This is a genomic window from Arsenicibacter rosenii, from assembly GCF_001870735.1.
In the GTDB taxonomy this organism is placed as follows: Bacteria; Bacteroidota; Bacteroidia; order Cytophagales; family Spirosomataceae; genus Arsenicibacter; species Arsenicibacter rosenii.
Genome location: NZ_MORL01000026.1, coordinates 39865 through 56249, shown reverse-complemented (window position 1 = coordinate 56249; position 16385 = coordinate 39865). Strand labels below are relative to the sequence as shown.

Below are 16385 nucleotides of genomic sequence, written 5' to 3'. Positions count from 1 at the left end.
TGATTTAGCGGGGATTTACACTGATACCCGCATTTACGATTACGACCCACTCAATCACTCAATCGCTCAATCACTCAATCAATTCGCTCATTCACTCTTTAAGGACCGTACAGGATTGATGAGGGCGGCGCGGATGGTTTGATAGCTGATGGTCAGGAGGGCAATCAGCAGGGCCGCGATGCCGCCGATGATGAATATCCATGGGCTGAGCGGGGCGCGGTAGGCATAGGCGCTCAGGTATTTGTCGAGCCCCCAATAGGCGATTGGTATGGCAATGAGTGCCGCCAGGGCCACCAGCCACAGAAAGTGGCGGCACAGCATAACCGTGATACTGACTACCGAAGCACCGAGGACTTTCCGGATACCGATTTCCTTCGTGCGCTGACGGGCCGCCAGGGTAATCAGCCCGAAAATGCCCGCACAGGCCGTCAGAATGGCCAGAATCGCCGTGAAGTTGATCATTTTCCAGACGCCTTCGGTCCCTATGTAGGTCTTGTCAACTTCGTCGCTCATGTAGACGTATTTGAAGGGCCGTTTGGCGGGAATCTGTTTAAAGGCTGCTTCCAGTTCTGCCACGATAGCCGGGCTGTTCCGGACGTCGTCGAGCCGGATCGTGAGGTAGTCTTTTAGGTCCATTTTACCCCCGTACCAATGCAGCAGCGGCTCAATCTTGTCTTTCAGCGACTGGTAGTGAAAGTCTTTCATCACGCCGATCACCGTCAGGACTTCCGAGGAGTTGCGGCCCTGAATCTGTTTGCCGACTGCCGTAGTCCAGCCAAATGCCTTTTTGGCTGATTCGTTGATTAAAACAGGTTTCGAGGTAGCGTCGCTGGCAATCGTCTCTGAAAAATCACGGCCTTCGACCAGCCGGATGCCAAACGTTTGGGTATAGCCGATACCGCCGGCAACGTGCCGCAGGTTCACAAACTTTCGGGCGGTGCCAACGGGCTCATAATCGTTGTAATTAGACCAGTAGCGGGTCGGGATAACCGCCGAACTAGCCAGGCTGGTGACATGCGGGTTTTTGCGGAGCCGGTCGATGATGCCGGTAAACTGACTGTTGGCCGTTTTCGGGTCTTTATAATCCAGATTTGTGCTGACAACCAGCAGATTGTCTTTGTTGAATCCTAAGTCTGCACTTTTCATAAAGCTGATCTGCTGGCGGACGGCGATGGTGCCGATGATAAAGAGTACGGCAATGGCAAACTGAACCACAATCAGGCTGTTTTGGGTCATCCGGTTGCCGCGCGGATTGCTTTGCAGCTTGCCTTTAAGGCTGTTGGTCAGGTTGAGTTTGTTGAGCTGGTAGGCAGGGTAGGTACCGGCTACCAGCGTAACCAGCAGCGCAATGCCGAAAACGCGCAGAAACGTCGGATAATCCGTAGCCGGATCGATGGTCAGCTGCATACGTCCCTGCCGGAATTCATTAAACTGCGGCACCAGCACATAAAAAGCAAAGAGCAGGGATAGCCCGAGCGAGAGGAACACCACGAGGCCGGCTTCGACCCAGAACTGAGCCAGAATCTGACGGGTAGCCGAACCGATAACGCGTTTTACGGAGACCTCTTTGATGCGCATCAGCGAAGACGCCATACTCAGGTTAATAAGGTTGATGCTGGTAATGAGCAGGATGAAGGCCGCTATGGTGATAGCCCCGTACAGAATGTTTTTGAAGTTGGGCTCATCAATAAAAACACGGTCTTTGACCGGTGCCAGCAGAATCTGCCGGTTCTGAGCCTCCCTGTGAAAGTGCGTTTTAACCAGCGCCGGAAATTTGGCTTCCAGCTTGCGCGGGTCGGCGTCGGGCCGGAGCTTCACAAAAATCTGCGCAAAGGTGTTATACCAGTCGGCATTCTCTTTAAAGCCCGGAAAGTCGTACAGGTTGGCAGCCGGCAGCAACACATCAAACTGAGTAGAGGAATTGGCCGGCAGCTCTTTCAGGACGCCGGTGACGGTGTATTGCAGGGTGTCATCCAGCGTTACCGCCTTCCCGACCGGATTCGTATTGCCGAACAGGTTTTGAGCAACCTTATCGACCAGTACAACGGACTGTTTCGTTTTGAGCGCCGTGGCCGCGTCGCCGTATTTTAACGGAAAGGAAAATACATCAAAAAAGGTAGAGTCGGCGTAAACTGTTGACTCCTGGACGTTCTTGCCATTGGCTGTAATCCACGGATAACTCCAGGTCTGAATGTGCGTACCGGTTTCAATCTCAGGGTACTCCTTAAGCAGCTGTCCCAGCAGCGGATAGACGGTTTGCCCGTAGGCCTTGTCGTCGCTTTTCGTTTGTACAAAATACAGCCGGTCAATATCGCGGTGAAACCCGTCAAACGTAAAGGACTTCTGCACAAACAAGAGCAGTATAATCACACTGGCCAGGCCGGTAGACAAGCCCACGATATTGATCGTCGTAAACAACCGGTTTTTCCACAGACTGCGGACCGCGATTTTAAGGTAATTACGAAGCATGGTGAAGTTTTGGGGTTACTGAGTTATTTGTTGTTGCCGGGTTGCTGGTTGTTGCTGGTAGTGGTGGCACGACTCTAAGTCGTGCCACCACTATTCTATATACTACCACTGCATAATCCCGTCAAATCCTGTACCGGATTGGTAAGTGTCTGATAATAAGGATTTATGTTGAGTGTGTCAGCGTTTTTTGTCCGCCATCGGACACCGTCCGTTCATTTGCGGACGTGTTTTAAAGAGTGAGAGAGTGAAAGAGTGAGAGAGTGAAAGAGCGATAAAGGGATAGAAGTGAAAGCCGCTGTTTGGCAAGAGGGCTGCGTCAGCACGCTTTCGCTCTTTCGCTCTTTGCTGCAACGCAGCCGCTCTTTCGCTCTTTAGCCACTGAGTAGATAAGGGAGGGGTTGTTCTCTTTTTAACATGCAACGACGAACGTTTATTCAGCAGGCCGCTGTGGTGGCAGCAACGGTAGGGGCGACGGGACCGGTAGCGCTCGCAGGCCCTGAAGCCAAGCCGCAGAACAAACTGCCGAAATGGAAAGGCTTTAATTTACTCGACTTCTTTTCACCCGATCCGGCCCGTAGCCGGCCGGCAACAACCGAAGATCACCTGAAATGGATGCAGGACTGGGGCTTTGATTTTGTCCGGCTCCCGATGGCCTATCCCTACTACCTGACGTTTGACCGCAGCCGGCCCATCAAACCGGATGAGGTCTATCAGATAGATGAACGGGCCGTTGACCGTATCGACCAACTGGTACATCTGGCCCATAAACACAACCTCCACGTCAGCCTGAACCTGCACCGTGCCCCTGGTTATTGCATCAACGCCGGCTTTAACGAGCCCTATAATCTCTGGACCGATCAGGCGGCGGTCGATGCATTCTGCTTCCACTGGAACATGTGGGCAAAGCGCTACAAAAACGTATCAGCCAAAAAAATCAGCTTCGACCTGCTGAATGAACCCAGTATGCGGGCCGATATGAACGATCAACATTCCAAAAGCGGGCCGGTGCCCGGCGTCGACTACCGGCGCGTGGCCATAGCTGCGTCCGACGTAATCCGGCGCGAAAACAAAAAACACCTGATCATCGCCGACGGAAACAGCGGAGGCTCCACCGTGATTCCCGAGCTAACCGATCTCGACATTGCCCAAAGTTGCCGCGGCTATACGCCAGGTATTATTTCCCACTATAAAGCACCATGGGCGGTGAAAGACCCCGACCAGCAGCCCGAACCAAAATGGCCGGGGCAGGTCGGTAACCAGTACCTGAGCCGTCAGATGCTCGAAACGTTTTATCAGCCGTGGATCAACCTTGTGAAACAGGGCGTTGGCGTGCATTGCGGCGAGTGTGGCTGCTGGAACAAAACACCGCACGATGTTTTTCTGGCGTGGTTCGGCGATGTGCTGGATATTCTGTCGGCCAACGGCATCGGCTTTGCGCTCTGGGAGTTCATCGGTGATTTTGGCATTCTGAACTCAAAGCGGGCCGATGTGGCCTATGAAGACTGGCACGGCTATAAACTCGACCGTAAATTGTTGAATCTCCTGATAAAAGCCTGAGTTAATGTATCGTAACCTCCTTTCCCTTTGTGTCGGAGCGCTGATGGTGAGCTGCGCGCCGCAACGCCCTCTGAACCTGAATGTCGATAGCTTCTACAAGCCCGACCAGAATCCCATCGTCCGTGCCGATTCCAGCTACACGTTTTTGTGTCCTGTTAAAAAGCAGGAAGTACGCTGGCAGAAAGCCGATGTCTTTAACCCGGCGGCTATTGTACGGAACAATAAAGTGTATTTGCTGTATCGCTGCGAAGACAACCCGGCGGCTCACCTCGGGGGCCGTACCTCCCGTCTGGGGCTGGCCGAAAGTGAAGACGGTATCCACTTCAAAAAATACCCGACGCCGGTTTTGTATCCCGACAACGATGCGTTTAACCAGTATGACAGTCCGGGCGGCTGCGAAGACCCGCGACTGGTCGAAACCGAAGACGGGACGTATGTAGTCGCCTATACCTCATGGAATTACAAAACGCCCCGCTTGTCGATTGCCTTTTCGAAAGACCTGATTCACTGGGAGAAAAAAGGGCCGGCCTTTGCCAAAGCCCATAATCAGAAGTTCCTGAACGTACCCAGCAAATCAGGGTCTATCGTGACGAAAATGGTGAAAAACAAGCCCGTTGTGGCCAGGATCAACGGCAAATACTGGATGTACTGGGGTGAACACCTCGTTAATCTGGCGTGGTCGGAAAACCTGTACGACTGGTATCCGCTTCTGAACGACAAAGGCGATCTGCTGGCCGTAGCGCGGCCCCGTCCCGGTAAGTTCGACAGCAGCCTGACCGAGTGCGGGCCACCGGCCGTCATCACTGAAAAAGGCATTGTATTGCTCTACAATGGCCGGAACGCGACCAATCAGAATGCCGACCCGAATCTGGCAAAAGGGACGTATTCGGTCGGGCAGATGATTTTCGATCCGGCCAATCCCGAAAAGCTGATTGGCCGCTCCGACAATTCGTTTCTCAAACCAACGCTGCCACACGAGGTAGCGGGCCAGTATAAGTCCGGAACCACCTTTGCCGAAGGACTGGTTTATTTCAAAGGTAAATGGTTCCTCTACTACGGTACGGCCGACTCGTTTGTGGGGCTTGCCATGACCAGATAAGCTAAAAGTCAACCGTCAGGACCGACTCCAGTTGTTTGGTACTGACCGACGCGGGAATTTGCCGGAAAACAAAATTACGGATGGCGGCCAGCATCGGGCTGCTGAGCTGAGCGATTTTCCCGACCTGCCGCGACCGGTTTACGATGGCGTGGGTCCGCGAAAGCCGCCGCTTTTCAAACGCCTGAAAGGCCGCTTCAACAGTCAGGTGTTTGTACCATTCCTGGGCCAGCACCACCGCATCTTCAATGGCCTGACACGCGCCCTGCCCCATGTTAGGCGTTGTGGCATGGGCGGCATCGCCGAGGAGCAGGATGTTGCCGAATGCGTACCGGTCAATCGGCGTCAGATCGTTGATGTCGGACCAGATCAGCTGGTCGGGGCGGGTCTGTTCCAGCAGGGCCGGAATGGGGTCGTGAAACGAACCGAAATGCCAGAGCAGGTCATCTGGCGTGTAGCGTTTATAAGCTTCGTTTTGGGGCGTAGTGTTGATGCAGGCAAACCAGTAAACCTGATTATTTGTCAGCGGCACCACCCCGAACCGGCCTTCGGTTCCCCACGTTTCCGTTGCTTCGGTCAGGGTCAGGCCGGGCATATCAACGACCGCCCGCCAGCAGGTATAGCCCGCATACCGCAGCGGGCGGTCGGGCAGCAGCTTTTGCCGGACCGGCGACCGGATCCCATCGCAGGCCAGCAGGTAATCGGCTTCGGCCGACGTGCCGTCGCTGAAGTGGAGCGTTACGCGGCCGGGCGTTTGAGTAATATCCAGGCAGCGTTTGTTGGTCCGGATACAGGCCGGATCGATGAACGAAAGCAGGGTCTGGTGCAGGTCGGCACGGTGGATGGTGAAATTGTCGGCCCCGAACCGCTGCGACATAGCCACGCTGTCGGTTTTGGTCACGACCCGGCCCGATGGCTCTTTGATGGTGAAGGCATTGAGTAAGCGCCCCTTACGCATAATGGCGTCCTGAATGCCAAGCCGCGCGAATGCCTGCATGGCGTTGGCCGCCAGGGCAATACCTGCGCCCACCGGCCTGATATCGGGAGCGGCTTCGTAAATAGTGCAGGAGACCCCTGCTTTCCGGAGCGCAATGGCTGTGGTCAGCCCCGCAATGCCTCCGCCTGTAATCGCTACGTTCATTGTATCGTTTGTGAGATAAGGCCACAAAGGTCCTGAACGCCCGCGGGTTCTTTTTTTACATACGTTAAATTATTGGACGCCTGCGCGGATACGGCTGAGGCTGACCTGGGTAGTGCCCAGATACGAAGCAATGTATTTGAGCGGGCAACGGTTGCTGATACCGGGATACTGTTTTTCAAGTTCGGCATAGCGTTCGGCCGCCGAGTGAAACCGGAGGCTTTCGATCCGTTCCTGTTCCTGAATCAGGGCGAAAAAGGCCATTTTGCGGACAGCCCGTTCGAGGTCATGGTGCGCCGCACAACAGGCTTCAACGTCTGCCAGCGAAAAGCTGTCGACCTCCGAATTCTCGATCAGCTGAATGGCTTTGCGGGTGGGTTGTCGCGTAAAGGCGCTCGGCACGGCTCCGACAAACTGCCCGTCGATGGCAAAATAGTCTGTCACGTCCATTTCCTTGTAGTAGTAGTATACCCGCGCCAGCCCTTTGCGGATAAAATACATGGAGTGTGCGACCTGTCCCATTGTCAGCAGTTCGGTATGTTTGCGGTAGGTGTTCGTACGCAGCACGTCTGTCAGCGCCTGACGGCTTTCGGGCCGGAGGGGGCATACAGCGGTAATGGCCTCAATAATTGTCATCTTTTTAACCCCGGAGATTCGTGTATTTTTGCTTGCCGAACACGGCCATTCCGACCAAGCCATGACGCAACTCGCTATTCTTGAACAGGTATTACACCAGTTTGCCGGCATTGATGCCGAGCACTTTGCCTTATCGGCGCCTTACTGGCAGCCCAGAACCTACAAAAAAGGAGAATTTTACAACGAATATAAAAACGTTTGCAAGCACCTCGGCTTTATTTTCGACGGCCTGTTCCGGACCTATTACGTCAACGATGCGACGGGCGAAGAGCGGAATGTGTTTTTTTTCGGGAAGAATCAGGTGATTGTGGCCTACAAGAGCTTCATGGAGCAGTCGCCGTGCAACTACTACACCGAGTCGATGGTCGGATCAACGATTCTGTATATCCATTACGATCATCTGCAGTTGCTTTATCAGACCTCACACCAGTGGGAACGTTTCGGGCGGCTGGTGGCCGAGCAGGGGTTTGCTACCATCATGAACCGGACGGAAGATACCTTGTTTAAAACACCCGAGCAGCGGTATCTGAACTTAGTGGAAGCCCATCCGGACATTTTCAGCATGATTCCGCTCTACCACATCGCGTCGTACCTCGACATTCAGGGGCCGTCGCTGAGCCGGATTCGTAAACGGATTTCGGGGAAATAGGGTGTTCCTGATGGACCGGGAAAGTCTTATTGATAAATATTTCCTGTGATTGCATTTGTAAGCGTTTGAATAGCGTTGAAAGCATTTTATATTTGTTGAGTAGTAATTAAAAACGCCCCACCTTGGTAGGGTGGAGCGTCAGGAAACTAGCTTACGAATGTCGATACCAGTCTATCAACATTGAGAAGCCAGTACGGATCAGGGCTAAGATTGTTTTAATCCACCCCTGATTCTGGTCGAGCTTTTTGGATGTGTGCTTCATCCATTTGCTCAGTTTCGCTCTCGTCATATTGGTAGTATGATTTGAGTGTGAAACAAATAGCCTCAACCTCCGGCGAGGCTTCGGGTCGGTTGACTGTTGGTAGCAGTTAACCGACATGGCAATTTAATCATTTAAACATAAAACCCCGTTCAGGACATAGCTGAACGGGGTTGTTTGCTTTCAGAGCTGAGCTTCCAGGAGCAAAAAACAACCTTCCCGAAAGTTCTAAACTTTCGGGAAGGTTGTTTTTTGCGGCATCACTTCACCGCCTCCCGCACCAGACTGCGGATGCGGAGCGAGGTAGCGCGGCTGAGGGTGTAGCCCGCGTTGAGCTGGAAGGTGAAAATGTAGCCGGTCAGTTTTTTTGATGGCACAATCCACGGATGGGCGCCAAACAGACCAGGGCTCGAGACCTCTTCGGCCCGGTCGCCGGGGGCCACTACATCGCGCCAGCAGCCGATGCCGTAGCGGATCACCTCGTTGTGATAGGGGTTAAACGGCGGTTTGTCGGGGTAAGGCGAATGGCCGGTCACGACGTTGCCCGACTGGTTTTGCTGCATCGCCAGCACCGATGGCTCACTCAATACCCGTTTACCGTTAAACATCCCGCCGTTGACGAGCATGATCAGGAAATTGGTGTAGTCGCTGGCCGTCGACCGCACACTGCCCGCCAGGGCCGGATTGCTCAGTTGTCCGTAGTCGGTGTCGCGCATCTGGCAAGGCCCCGCAATTTTTTCCTGAAACAAGGCTTCCCACGCTTTTCCCGTTACGACTTCGGCAATGCGGCCGGCTACCTGCATACTCACTCCGCCGTATTCAAATGTGCTGCCGGGTTTGTATTTGAGCGGCACGCGCATGGCAATGGAATCGGCAATGGCGGCCAGCGTACTGTTACGGTATTTGATCAGTTCGTATCGCTGCTCCGAATTGCCGGGAAACCCGGAGGTATGCGACAGCAACTGCCGGATGGTAATGCCGCCCTTGCCATATCGCGAGAAAACCGGCAGAAACCGGCCGACCGTATCCGACAGACTCAGCTTGCCGTCATCGACAAGGCTCAGCAGCACCGCTCCCGTCAGCCACTTGCTGTTGGAGGCAATCGGGCGGCGGGTGGTGGGCGTCAGGTTACCGTATGACCGGACATAGGCCGGTTTGCCGTCAATGGTGATCATAATGACCGCATTGCCGTTGTAGATCGTGCTGACCGAATCGCGCATGATCCGGTCAATGGCCGAAAAGTCATAGGCGGTCTGCGGGCCGGCAGGGGGCAGGCCGGTTGTGCAGGCCATGCTCAGTAGGCCCGCAAAAAGAGTGAATACGGTTAACTGACGCATCATTTCCGGCCCCGACGCTCTTTAACTTCTTTCCGCAACGCCTCTTTCATTTGCTCATATTGCTGATATTGAGCCGCGTCGAGCACGGCTTTCATCTCCTTGTCTTTCCGTTGCATGATGTCCCGCGCCTGACGGGCCGTTTTCAGGTTGCGTTCGCCGTCCTGAAGAATCGGCTGCATTTCCCGGGCGTATTTCAGATTAATGGCCGAAACACTGGTGAGCTGGGTTTCTGTCAGGTTGAGCGACTCGTTCATGCGTTCGGTCTGGCGTTTGGCCCGCATATCGGGTGTACCAACCTGACGTTGCTGCGCGAATGAAGGTACGGCAAGGACAAGGCAAAGTCCGGTGATGATCAGTTGTTTTTTCATGCGATGATAGACTGTTGTTCACGATGTAAAAGTATAGCGGTGACAGACACAGGTGCGGAAAAAAAAGGGCGAAAACGCCGGATCCGGTCGTCAACCGGCCAGATCCGGTGGTCAATGCTCAGTAGGTTTCCATCCACTTCCGGAACAGCGGCACCCGCTCTTTGCTGATCAGCACCTGATGAACCGGCGCCGGCCGGAGTTTGAGCAGCAAGCGCCCGTTAAAATAGTACTCCGCTTCGGCAATGCTGGTCCGTGCGACGATAACCTGCCGGTTTGCCCGGAAAAACAGCGTCGGATCGAGTTGGGTATCCAGTTCGTCGAGGGTGGTATCGAGTGGGTAGCTGGTTTTGTCGGACAGGGTTGCCGAAACCACGCCGCCTTCGATCAAAAACCAGGCAATGTCGGCCGTTTTGACCGGAATGAGCTTGTCGCGGAACGGTACCAGAAAGCTCTGGCGGTAGGTGCGTGGCCGGAAATGCCCGTCGTTCAGCAGTTGTTGCAGCTGCCGCGTCACGGCATCGGTATGAGGCCGGGTAAGCGACCGGTATTTACGCAGGGCCCGCTCCAGGGCTTCGGTATCGATCGGTTTGAGCAGGTAATCAATGCTGTTGAGCCGGAACGCCCGGATCGCATATTCATCATAGGCTGTCGTAAAAATAATCGGGCAGGCTACGTCAACCTGTTCGAGCAGTGAAAAGCTGAGGCCGTCGGCGAGCTGAATATCCGAAACAATCAGGTCGGGCGAAGGCAGGGTCGGCCAGATCAGCCGCCCGTCGGCCACGCTGTCGATAACCTGGATGATCTGCATCGTCGGGTCGATTCCGTGCAGGAGTGCGGTCAGGTGGTGGGCGGCCGTGGGTTCGTCTTCCAGAATCAGTACGTTCATGCTTGTTTCAGAATGATAGGCAACGAAACGGTAAATGTATCGTGCTGACACGCAATACGGATGGATTGGCCGGTCAGCAGCTTGATGCGGGTGTCGAGATTGGCCAGGCCGGTGCCGGTACCGTCGGTGGGTTCGGCTTTGGGCTGGTACGGATTTGATACGCGGATTACGCCGCCGGCGTCGTCGCTTTGCATCAGAATCGTCAGCGGCCGGGCCCTGGAAATAACGTTGTGCTTCACGGCGTTTTCGATCAGCAGTTGCAGGGTCATCGGTGGAATGAGCCAGGGCGGATTGTCGGGCAGCTCGTCGATGATCCGGAGTTGCTCGCCGAAACGCATGTGGAGCAAAAAGGCAAAGGCCGCCGTAAACTGCCGTTCTTCGGCAATAGGCACGAGTTTTTGCTGCTGCACCTGAAGCGAATACCGCAACACCTGCGACAGCTTCTGGACAAACGGCTGGCTCAGCTCACTGTGCTCCCGGATAAGGGAGCTGAGGGTATTCAGGGAGTTGAACAGAAAATGCGGGTTAAGCTGATCGCGCAGGGCGTTGAATTGCGCCTGAATGGTTTGCTGTTTTAAGCGCTCGTTTTCGGCCAGCATCGTCCGGTTCTGGTCCAGCACGTTCAGGAAGTACCCGATCAGCAGCGCCACGAGCCAGATAAAAAAGCCCCGGAAATAAGCGGTAAACGCCACCAGCACAGGGTAGTTGGGAAGGGTCTTCATCACCAATACCACAAACAAACCAATGATAACGCCATACAGCAGCATGTTGACGGTGAGCCAGCCAATAAGCTGTAAGGCCCCCTGCATGGGCCGCCGCGTCAGTCCCCATCGGTTAAATTCAATAAAGAAAAAGGCGAAGGCGCTGTAAAAAAGAAAGCGCAGAACAAAAAACAACACGTCGGGTACGCCCTGAAAGAGGCTGAGCCGTGCCCTTGGCAGGAGACTGATCAGGGGTAGATTGGTTAGCAAAGCTACCAGTATTGCCGCGATAGCCGCAATCTGACGAAGTGAAAATCGACTGTGCATGCCTGAAATTAAGGAGCAAACGGCCAGACCTGGCCCGAATCAGCCTGAAACAGACAAAAAAAGCCCTGAACCCTCTTCCGGAGGGGGTAAAAAAACGGGCGGTTGGATCGATTTTAACCCGGGTTAATTTTTTTCAGCCGCCGCATGCTGACCTTTGTATTGTTCAAACAAGAAAACAACACAAAACCGCATAAAAACATGAAACGCAAAGCTACTGCCGTCTGGAACGGCTCCGGAAAAGAAGGTAACGGTCACTTAACAACACAAAGCACCGTCCTGAATCAGACCCAATACTCGTTCAACAGCCGGTTTGCCGAAGGTATTGGTACCAACCCTGAAGAACTGATTGCGGCGGCTCACTCAGGCTGTTTCACCATGAAGCTGAGCTTCGTTCTGGGCGAGGCTGGTTTTACGCCGGAATCACTCGAAACGACCTCGGTTATTACGTTCGAAAACGGGGTAATCAGCAAGTCGCACCTGATTCTGAAAGCGAAAGTACCGGGCATCAGCCAGGAGGTATTTGATGCCAGCGTAAAAGACGCCGAACTGAACTGTCCGGTAAGCCAGGTGCTGAAAGCCGAGATCAGTGTTGAGGCGACACTGGAGAATTAACGGTATGACCGTTAGTAGTGGCACGACCGCCAGGCGGCCCTGTTAGAGTCGTGCCACCACTTTTTTTATTCCTGATATATCGGTTTACCTCCCTGCTGAATCACCCATTTCCCTGCTTGATGGCTGATCGTCAACTGTTCGTCCTCCCATGTAGTTTGTGATTCGGATCGGCTCAATACCGGTACAGGCGCCTGGTTCGGGAAGAATACTTCGACCTGACTGCTGTCCGCGCCAAAAACGATAAACGCTGACATCGTTGAGTCTTGTCCTGCCGCCGCGTTCAGACGCACTCCCGACTCAAATACCCGGATACATTCTTTTTTTACGGCTGACCAGGTATATCCGGCTGATCTGATGCAATCATGACTATCCCGGTCGCTGCCAGGCAAATTGGGTTCTGAATGAGTAGTTTCCTGATTTGACGACTGACACTGAGTGAATAATAGTAGCGATGCAATGGCAAGTAAACCGTGAAATTTCATAAATACATTTGCTTAGGGCCTTCTATATATACATATATACGCTAAAAAGGTATTAAAAGGCATAAAATTGTGTAATACTTGGCAATTTCATATACAATGTAAATATTTGTGTAATTAATTACGTAACTACCTTTGTATGGATTTTATCGCGCAATTAGGCCCGTTAGCGTTTGTCAGCCGGATGCGGCGGTTAGCCGAAACCGTCAATGCGCAGGCAGGGGCCGTGTATCAGCAGTACGGGCTGGATTTTGATCCGAAATGTTTTCCGGTATTCTGGCTCCTGAGCGAACGGGGGCCAATGAGTATTACGGAGATTGCCGAACAACTGGGCTTTTCGCATCCGGCCATTATCCAGCTGGCCCGGCAGCTGGAGCAGGAGGACCTGATTGTGTCCGGTAAATCGGCAACGGACGGGCGTAAACGCATCCTGCAGCTATCGGAAACCGGGCAGGCGCGGCAACCTGAGTTCCGGCAGGTCTGGAGTTATATCCAGGCCGTGAACACGCAATTACTGAACGAACAGCGGCACAACCTGCTCTGGGCCGTGGAGGAGCTGGAAAACGCCCTGGCCCAACAGGATTACCTGAGCCGGTTCAGCGCGTACCTGAAAGAGCGGCAACAGGAGGAAGTGACGATCCTGCCTTACGAACCAGCTTTCGCGCCCTATTTCAAAGCCCTGAACATTGCCTGGATTGAGCAGTACTTTGCGGTTGAAGCCCATGACCTCGAACAACTGGATGCGCCGGAAGCGATTCTGGCCGGGGGCGGGCATATTCTGTTTGCGCAATATCGGGGTCATATCGTCGGGACGGTGGCGCTGGTGGCCGACGGGCCCGGCGTGTTCGAAATGGCCAAAATGGCGGTCGATCCGAAGGTGCAGGGCAAACAGATCGGCAAAAAATTAGGTCTTGCCGCCGTGGAAACGGCCCGTCAGGCGGGGGCTCGTCAGCTTTGGCTGGAATCCAACACACAGCTCTTTCCGGCGCTTGAGCTGTACCGTAAACTGGGCTTTTACAAAGTCGAAATGAGCGCAACTCCCTATGCCCGCGCCAATATCAAAATGAAACTTGACCTTTAATCCGGCGCTAATTGCTTGATTATAGTGCGCTCCTCCGGCAACAGCTGACCGTTTCTCCCCCTCCAAAAGGGAAGTCCGGACCAGTTTCCCCCTTTGGAGGCTAAGCTTGTAGGGGTTTTGAAAAGTAATGCCTTGGCTGGATACGAACGTCATGTACCCCACCCCAACCCCTCCCCTTGAAATAAGGAGAGGGGCCTTAGAGCTCTGAAACGCATCCCCTCTCCTGTTTTTCAGGCCGTGCCGACGATTCGGGAGGGGCAGGGGTGAGGTAAAACACGACTAAAACCCATAAAAGCTTAGCTTTGGAGGGGGCTAGGGGGAGGAAAAATTGTGAACTAGTTATAGTAGCCTACTTATGATGATACGATTAGCGACCATAGCCGATTTACCGGCATTGGGTGAATTACTAAAACAGGTGGTGCCGGTGATGCAGGCGGCCGGTAATTTTCAGTGGGATGCCGGTTACCCGAACGCAACCGTTTTCGGGCAGGACATCGAACGCGGCGACCTGTGGGTGGCCGACATCGACGGCACGGTGGCCGGTGTGGCCGCCCTGACTACCATCCAGGACCCTGAATATGCCCAACTAGGCTGGGATTTGGCGGAGACGGCGCTGGTCACCCACCGGCTGGCGGTGCATCCCGGCTTTCAGGGGCGGGGGATTGCGGCGGCCCTGCTGCAACAGGCCGAAGCCCTGGCGGTGGCGCGGGGGATCGGCGTGCTGCGCATCGACACCAACTCGGAGAACGCGGCCACACAGCGCCTGTTTCCCAGGCTGGGTTATGCCTTTGCCGGTGAACTGACGCTTGGCTTCCGGCCCGGCCTGCGGTTTCTGGGGTACGAGAAGCGGTTGGTTTAATAAAATAGACGCAAAAACAATTGACTATAAGCCATGATTATCCAGAACGAAGCCGAATACAAACAAGCCTTTGTTGAGTTTGACCAGCTTATTCAAATTCTGAAAGACTCTCCTGAGTTGCAAAGCAAGGCACAGGCACTGAGCGAAGCAATTCAGGCATACGAAGCTACACATGTGGCGTTTCCGAAGCCGACAACGCTGAGTAGCATGATTGAGCTGAAAATGTATGAAATGAAGCTCAAACAAAAAGACCTTGCCCAACTCCTGGGCATCGAATCATCGCGGGTATCAGAAATCCTGCATGGCAAACGACGGGTTACGCTGGAGATTGCCAAACGGCTCCACGAAAAGTTAGGGATAGACGGTAATTTTATTCTGGAAAGGGCCTGACCTGACTAACCCTTTTGTACGGTTCAGTCTGCGTTCCCCGTTTTGTTTATCAGGACTTTACCAATAAAAAGTTTTACCGTATCGTCATCAAGTATTTTAATACTTGCATCTATTTACTTTATTTGCGGATCGCCACCACTAAGTAAACACGATGCACCCATTTACGTACACCACCCCGCTTCTCCACCCGCCTGCCACGGGTACTATCTCTGCTTTACGTTCTGCTAGGATTTTATGGGAGGTATTGGCAACCTGATACGATGATGGTATTGGGAAGAACTCTGCTATGCGCGTTTTGTATTGTTGATGGGGCATCAAACTGCGATACAATACAATATACGCTATTCGTATTTTGTATTGTATCGATTGGGTAATAAAAGATAAAGTGTCATTATGTTGTTCAATATCAGTGGTGTAATGGTATTGTTGGATGGCGAGTTTTGATAAAAAAGAATATTCTTACTATTGCTTCAGATAGGCGTAAGTTGCGTCTATTTGAGAGTTATGCGTCAGGCTATGACGACAGAGCAGACATCAATAAAATATAAACAAAATGGACACTGACAAAATAAAAGAACTAATAAAAATCGGAGTTGCAAACGGACAGTATCCGCAATTCGTATATAAATATCGTATTTCTGACACAACGAAAAATCCGCATTTCGACAGTATCATAACGACAAACTCATTAATGTTTTCATCACCGAAAGCATTTAATGACCCTTTTGATTGTCAATTGCAGCCAGTAACATTTCCAACACCGACAGAAGTTACACAATTTCTAAACAGAGTTTTGCCCAGTGAACCAGCCAATATAATTTCCAATCTTGCGACAAATGCGATTAACAACCCACTCGCTTTTTCGAAAATATTGGAAGACGCAATAAATTTTGACGATAAAGGAGTTTTGTGTTTAAGCCAAGAGCCTGACAATATTTTACTTTGGTCCCACTATGCAGACAATCATTATGGTGTATGCTTAAAGTTTGACATACTTGAAGACCTTGACTTTTTCTCAATTCCGTTGACTGTTATTTACGACCAAAGTTATCCAGTATATAACCATATGACACAGCCGAATGAAATAGTAACCAAAATGATTAAGACAAAATTTGAGTTGTGGAAATACGAAAAAGAAATTAGAATTTTTAAGCAAGCAAAAGGTCTTTACAACTTCAACAAAAAGGCATTGACAGAAATTATTTTTGGTTGCAACAAATCACAAGCAGAAATTGACAGAATTAAAAATTTGGCGAATACTAATGGTTATGCACACTTGACATTTAAACAAACGGAAAAACAAAACGGAACTTACGGATTGACTTTAAAAACTATATAATTGAGACATTTGAAAGATACAATGAAAAAGCCCGAACGCATAACAGCGGTTTGGCGTAATGGCGGGTTCAGTTCTTCGTATGACAGTTTTGTGGTAGGTTCAAGTGCAGTTCTTCGATTGAACTTTTATGCTAAAAATCCGCCACTACGCCAAGCCGAAAAACGTTGGCAGAAACCGTGAAAACAAACAATATTCAAACATC

At 52.3% G+C, this 16385-nt stretch carries 16 protein-coding genes; 8 read left to right on the top strand and 8 right to left on the bottom strand.

Features of this window, described 5'->3' with window-relative positions:
• Nucleotides 1–87 precede the first annotated feature (87 nt).
• Nucleotides 88–2469: an ABC transporter permease gene (locus BLX24_RS26000; protein ID WP_071506150.1), complete on the bottom strand. Its 2382-nt coding sequence runs from the start codon at nt 2467–2469 to the stop codon at nt 88–90.
• Between the two features lie 414 nt (nt 2470–2883).
• On the opposite strand from BLX24_RS26000, the gene BLX24_RS25995 reads away from it, so the two are divergent.
• Nucleotides 2884–4026 carry a glycoside hydrolase family 5 protein gene (locus BLX24_RS25995; RefSeq protein WP_071506149.1) on the top strand — a complete coding sequence of 381 codons (1143 nt, stop codon included), beginning with the start codon at nt 2884–2886 and terminating at the stop codon, nt 4024–4026.
• Nucleotides 4027–4030: 4 nt separating this feature from the next.
• On the top strand, nt 4031–5125 hold the full coding sequence (locus tag BLX24_RS25990) for a glycoside hydrolase family 130 protein (protein WP_071506148.1): 1095 nt from the start codon (nt 4031–4033) through the stop codon (nt 5123–5125).
• 1 nt (nt 5126) lies between these two features.
• Here BLX24_RS25990 and BLX24_RS25985 read toward each other — a convergent pair whose 3' ends face one another.
• Nucleotides 5127–6263 (bottom strand): FAD-dependent monooxygenase, encoded by a 1137-nt coding sequence (locus tag BLX24_RS25985; protein WP_071506147.1) that lies wholly within the window; start codon nt 6261–6263, stop codon nt 5127–5129.
• A gap of 69 nt (nt 6264–6332) precedes the next feature.
• The gene (locus BLX24_RS25980) at nt 6333–6896 is read right to left on the bottom strand and encodes a Crp/Fnr family transcriptional regulator (protein ID WP_071506146.1); all 564 of its coding nucleotides are present in this window, start codon (nt 6894–6896) and stop codon (nt 6333–6335) included.
• A 61-nt stretch (nt 6897–6957) separates the two neighbouring features.
• Between BLX24_RS25980 and BLX24_RS25975 the strand changes: the two genes are divergently transcribed.
• Nucleotides 6958–7545, top strand: a complete 588-nt coding sequence (locus tag BLX24_RS25975) for a Crp/Fnr family transcriptional regulator (protein ID WP_071506169.1) — start codon at nt 6958–6960, stop codon at nt 7543–7545.
• Between the two features lie 519 nt (nt 7546–8064).
• Here the strand turns inward: BLX24_RS25975 and BLX24_RS25970 are convergent.
• From BLX24_RS25970 to BLX24_RS25955, 4 genes are all read right to left on the bottom strand, one after another.
• A complete protein-coding gene (locus BLX24_RS25970; RefSeq protein ID WP_177225926.1) occupies nt 8065–9096 on the bottom strand; it encodes a serine hydrolase domain-containing protein in 1032 nt (343 codons plus the stop codon).
• 44 nt (nt 9097–9140) lie between these two features.
• On the bottom strand, nt 9141–9509 hold the full coding sequence (locus tag BLX24_RS25965; protein ID WP_071506144.1) for a DUF4890 domain-containing protein: 369 nt from the start codon (nt 9507–9509) through the stop codon (nt 9141–9143).
• Nucleotides 9510–9627: 118 nt separating this feature from the next.
• Nucleotides 9628–10395, bottom strand: coding sequence for a LytR/AlgR family response regulator transcription factor (locus BLX24_RS25960; protein WP_071506143.1), 768 nt, complete (start codon nt 10393–10395; stop codon nt 9628–9630).
• Nucleotides 10392–11423 carry a sensor histidine kinase gene (locus BLX24_RS25955; protein ID WP_083422182.1) on the bottom strand — a complete coding sequence of 344 codons (1032 nt, stop codon included), beginning with the start codon at nt 11421–11423 and terminating at the stop codon, nt 10392–10394. The genes BLX24_RS25960 and BLX24_RS25955 overlap by 4 nt, the downstream gene beginning before the upstream one ends.
• 198 nt (nt 11424–11621) lie before the next feature.
• On the opposite strand from BLX24_RS25955, the gene BLX24_RS25950 reads away from it, so the two are divergent.
• A complete protein-coding gene (locus BLX24_RS25950; protein ID WP_071506168.1) occupies nt 11622–12035 on the top strand; it encodes an OsmC family protein in 414 nt (137 codons plus the stop codon).
• A 65-nt stretch (nt 12036–12100) separates the two neighbouring features.
• On the opposite strand, the gene BLX24_RS25945 is transcribed toward BLX24_RS25950, so the two are convergent.
• Nucleotides 12101–12517 (bottom strand): hypothetical protein, encoded by a 417-nt coding sequence (locus BLX24_RS25945; protein ID WP_071506141.1) that lies wholly within the window; start codon nt 12515–12517, stop codon nt 12101–12103.
• A 136-nt stretch (nt 12518–12653) separates the two neighbouring features.
• Here BLX24_RS25945 and BLX24_RS25940 point away from each other — a divergent pair, with 136 nt between their 5' ends.
• The 4 genes from BLX24_RS25940 (at nt 12654) to BLX24_RS25925 (ending at nt 16183) form a co-directional block, all read left to right on the top strand.
• The gene (locus BLX24_RS25940) at nt 12654–13595 is read left to right on the top strand and encodes a bifunctional helix-turn-helix transcriptional regulator/GNAT family N-acetyltransferase (RefSeq protein WP_071506140.1); all 942 of its coding nucleotides are present in this window, start codon (nt 12654–12656) and stop codon (nt 13593–13595) included.
• A 355-nt stretch (nt 13596–13950) separates the two neighbouring features.
• Nucleotides 13951–14454: a GNAT family N-acetyltransferase gene (locus BLX24_RS25935; RefSeq protein ID WP_071506139.1), complete on the top strand. Its 504-nt coding sequence runs from the start codon at nt 13951–13953 to the stop codon at nt 14452–14454.
• A gap of 33 nt (nt 14455–14487) precedes the next feature.
• Entirely contained in the window at nt 14488–14844 is a 357-nt protein-coding gene (locus BLX24_RS25930) for a helix-turn-helix domain-containing protein (RefSeq protein ID WP_071506138.1), read from the top strand.
• Between the two features lie 553 nt (nt 14845–15397).
• A complete protein-coding gene (locus BLX24_RS25925; protein WP_071506137.1) occupies nt 15398–16183 on the top strand; it encodes a DUF2971 domain-containing protein in 786 nt (261 codons plus the stop codon).
• Nucleotides 16184–16385 lie beyond the last annotated feature (202 nt).

Coding starts and splice junctions, on each gene's coding strand:
- BLX24_RS25995 (WP_071506149.1), top strand. CDS start 2,884: ATGCAACGACGAACGTTTATTCAGCAGGCCGCTGTGGTGGCAGCAACG.
- BLX24_RS25955 (WP_083422182.1), bottom strand. CDS start 11,423: ATGCACAGTCGATTTTCACTTCGTCAGATTGCGGCTATCGCGGCAATA.
- BLX24_RS25985 (WP_071506147.1), bottom strand. CDS start 6,263: ATGAACGTAGCGATTACAGGCGGAGGCATTGCGGGGCTGACCACAGCC.
- BLX24_RS25940 (WP_071506140.1), top strand. CDS start 12,654: ATGGATTTTATCGCGCAATTAGGCCCGTTAGCGTTTGTCAGCCGGATG.
- BLX24_RS25960 (WP_071506143.1), bottom strand. CDS start 10,395: ATGAACGTACTGATTCTGGAAGACGAACCCACGGCCGCCCACCACCTG.
- BLX24_RS25945 (WP_071506141.1), bottom strand. CDS start 12,517: ATGAAATTTCACGGTTTACTTGCCATTGCATCGCTACTATTATTCACT.
- BLX24_RS25990 (WP_071506148.1), top strand. CDS start 4,031: ATGTATCGTAACCTCCTTTCCCTTTGTGTCGGAGCGCTGATGGTGAGC.
- BLX24_RS25935 (WP_071506139.1), top strand. CDS start 13,951: ATGATGATACGATTAGCGACCATAGCCGATTTACCGGCATTGGGTGAA.
- BLX24_RS25970 (WP_177225926.1), bottom strand. CDS start 9,096: ATGGCCTGCACAACCGGCCTGCCCCCTGCCGGCCCGCAGACCGCCTAT.
- BLX24_RS25925 (WP_071506137.1), top strand. CDS start 15,398: ATGGACACTGACAAAATAAAAGAACTAATAAAAATCGGAGTTGCAAAC.
- BLX24_RS25930 (WP_071506138.1), top strand. CDS start 14,488: ATGATTATCCAGAACGAAGCCGAATACAAACAAGCCTTTGTTGAGTTT.
- BLX24_RS25965 (WP_071506144.1), bottom strand. CDS start 9,509: ATGAAAAAACAACTGATCATCACCGGACTTTGCCTTGTCCTTGCCGTA.
- BLX24_RS25950 (WP_071506168.1), top strand. CDS start 11,622: ATGAAACGCAAAGCTACTGCCGTCTGGAACGGCTCCGGAAAAGAAGGT.
- BLX24_RS25980 (WP_071506146.1), bottom strand. CDS start 6,896: ATGACAATTATTGAGGCCATTACCGCTGTATGCCCCCTCCGGCCCGAA.
- BLX24_RS26000 (WP_071506150.1), bottom strand. CDS start 2,469: ATGCTTCGTAATTACCTTAAAATCGCGGTCCGCAGTCTGTGGAAAAAC.
- BLX24_RS25975 (WP_071506169.1), top strand. CDS start 6,958: ATGACGCAACTCGCTATTCTTGAACAGGTATTACACCAGTTTGCCGGC.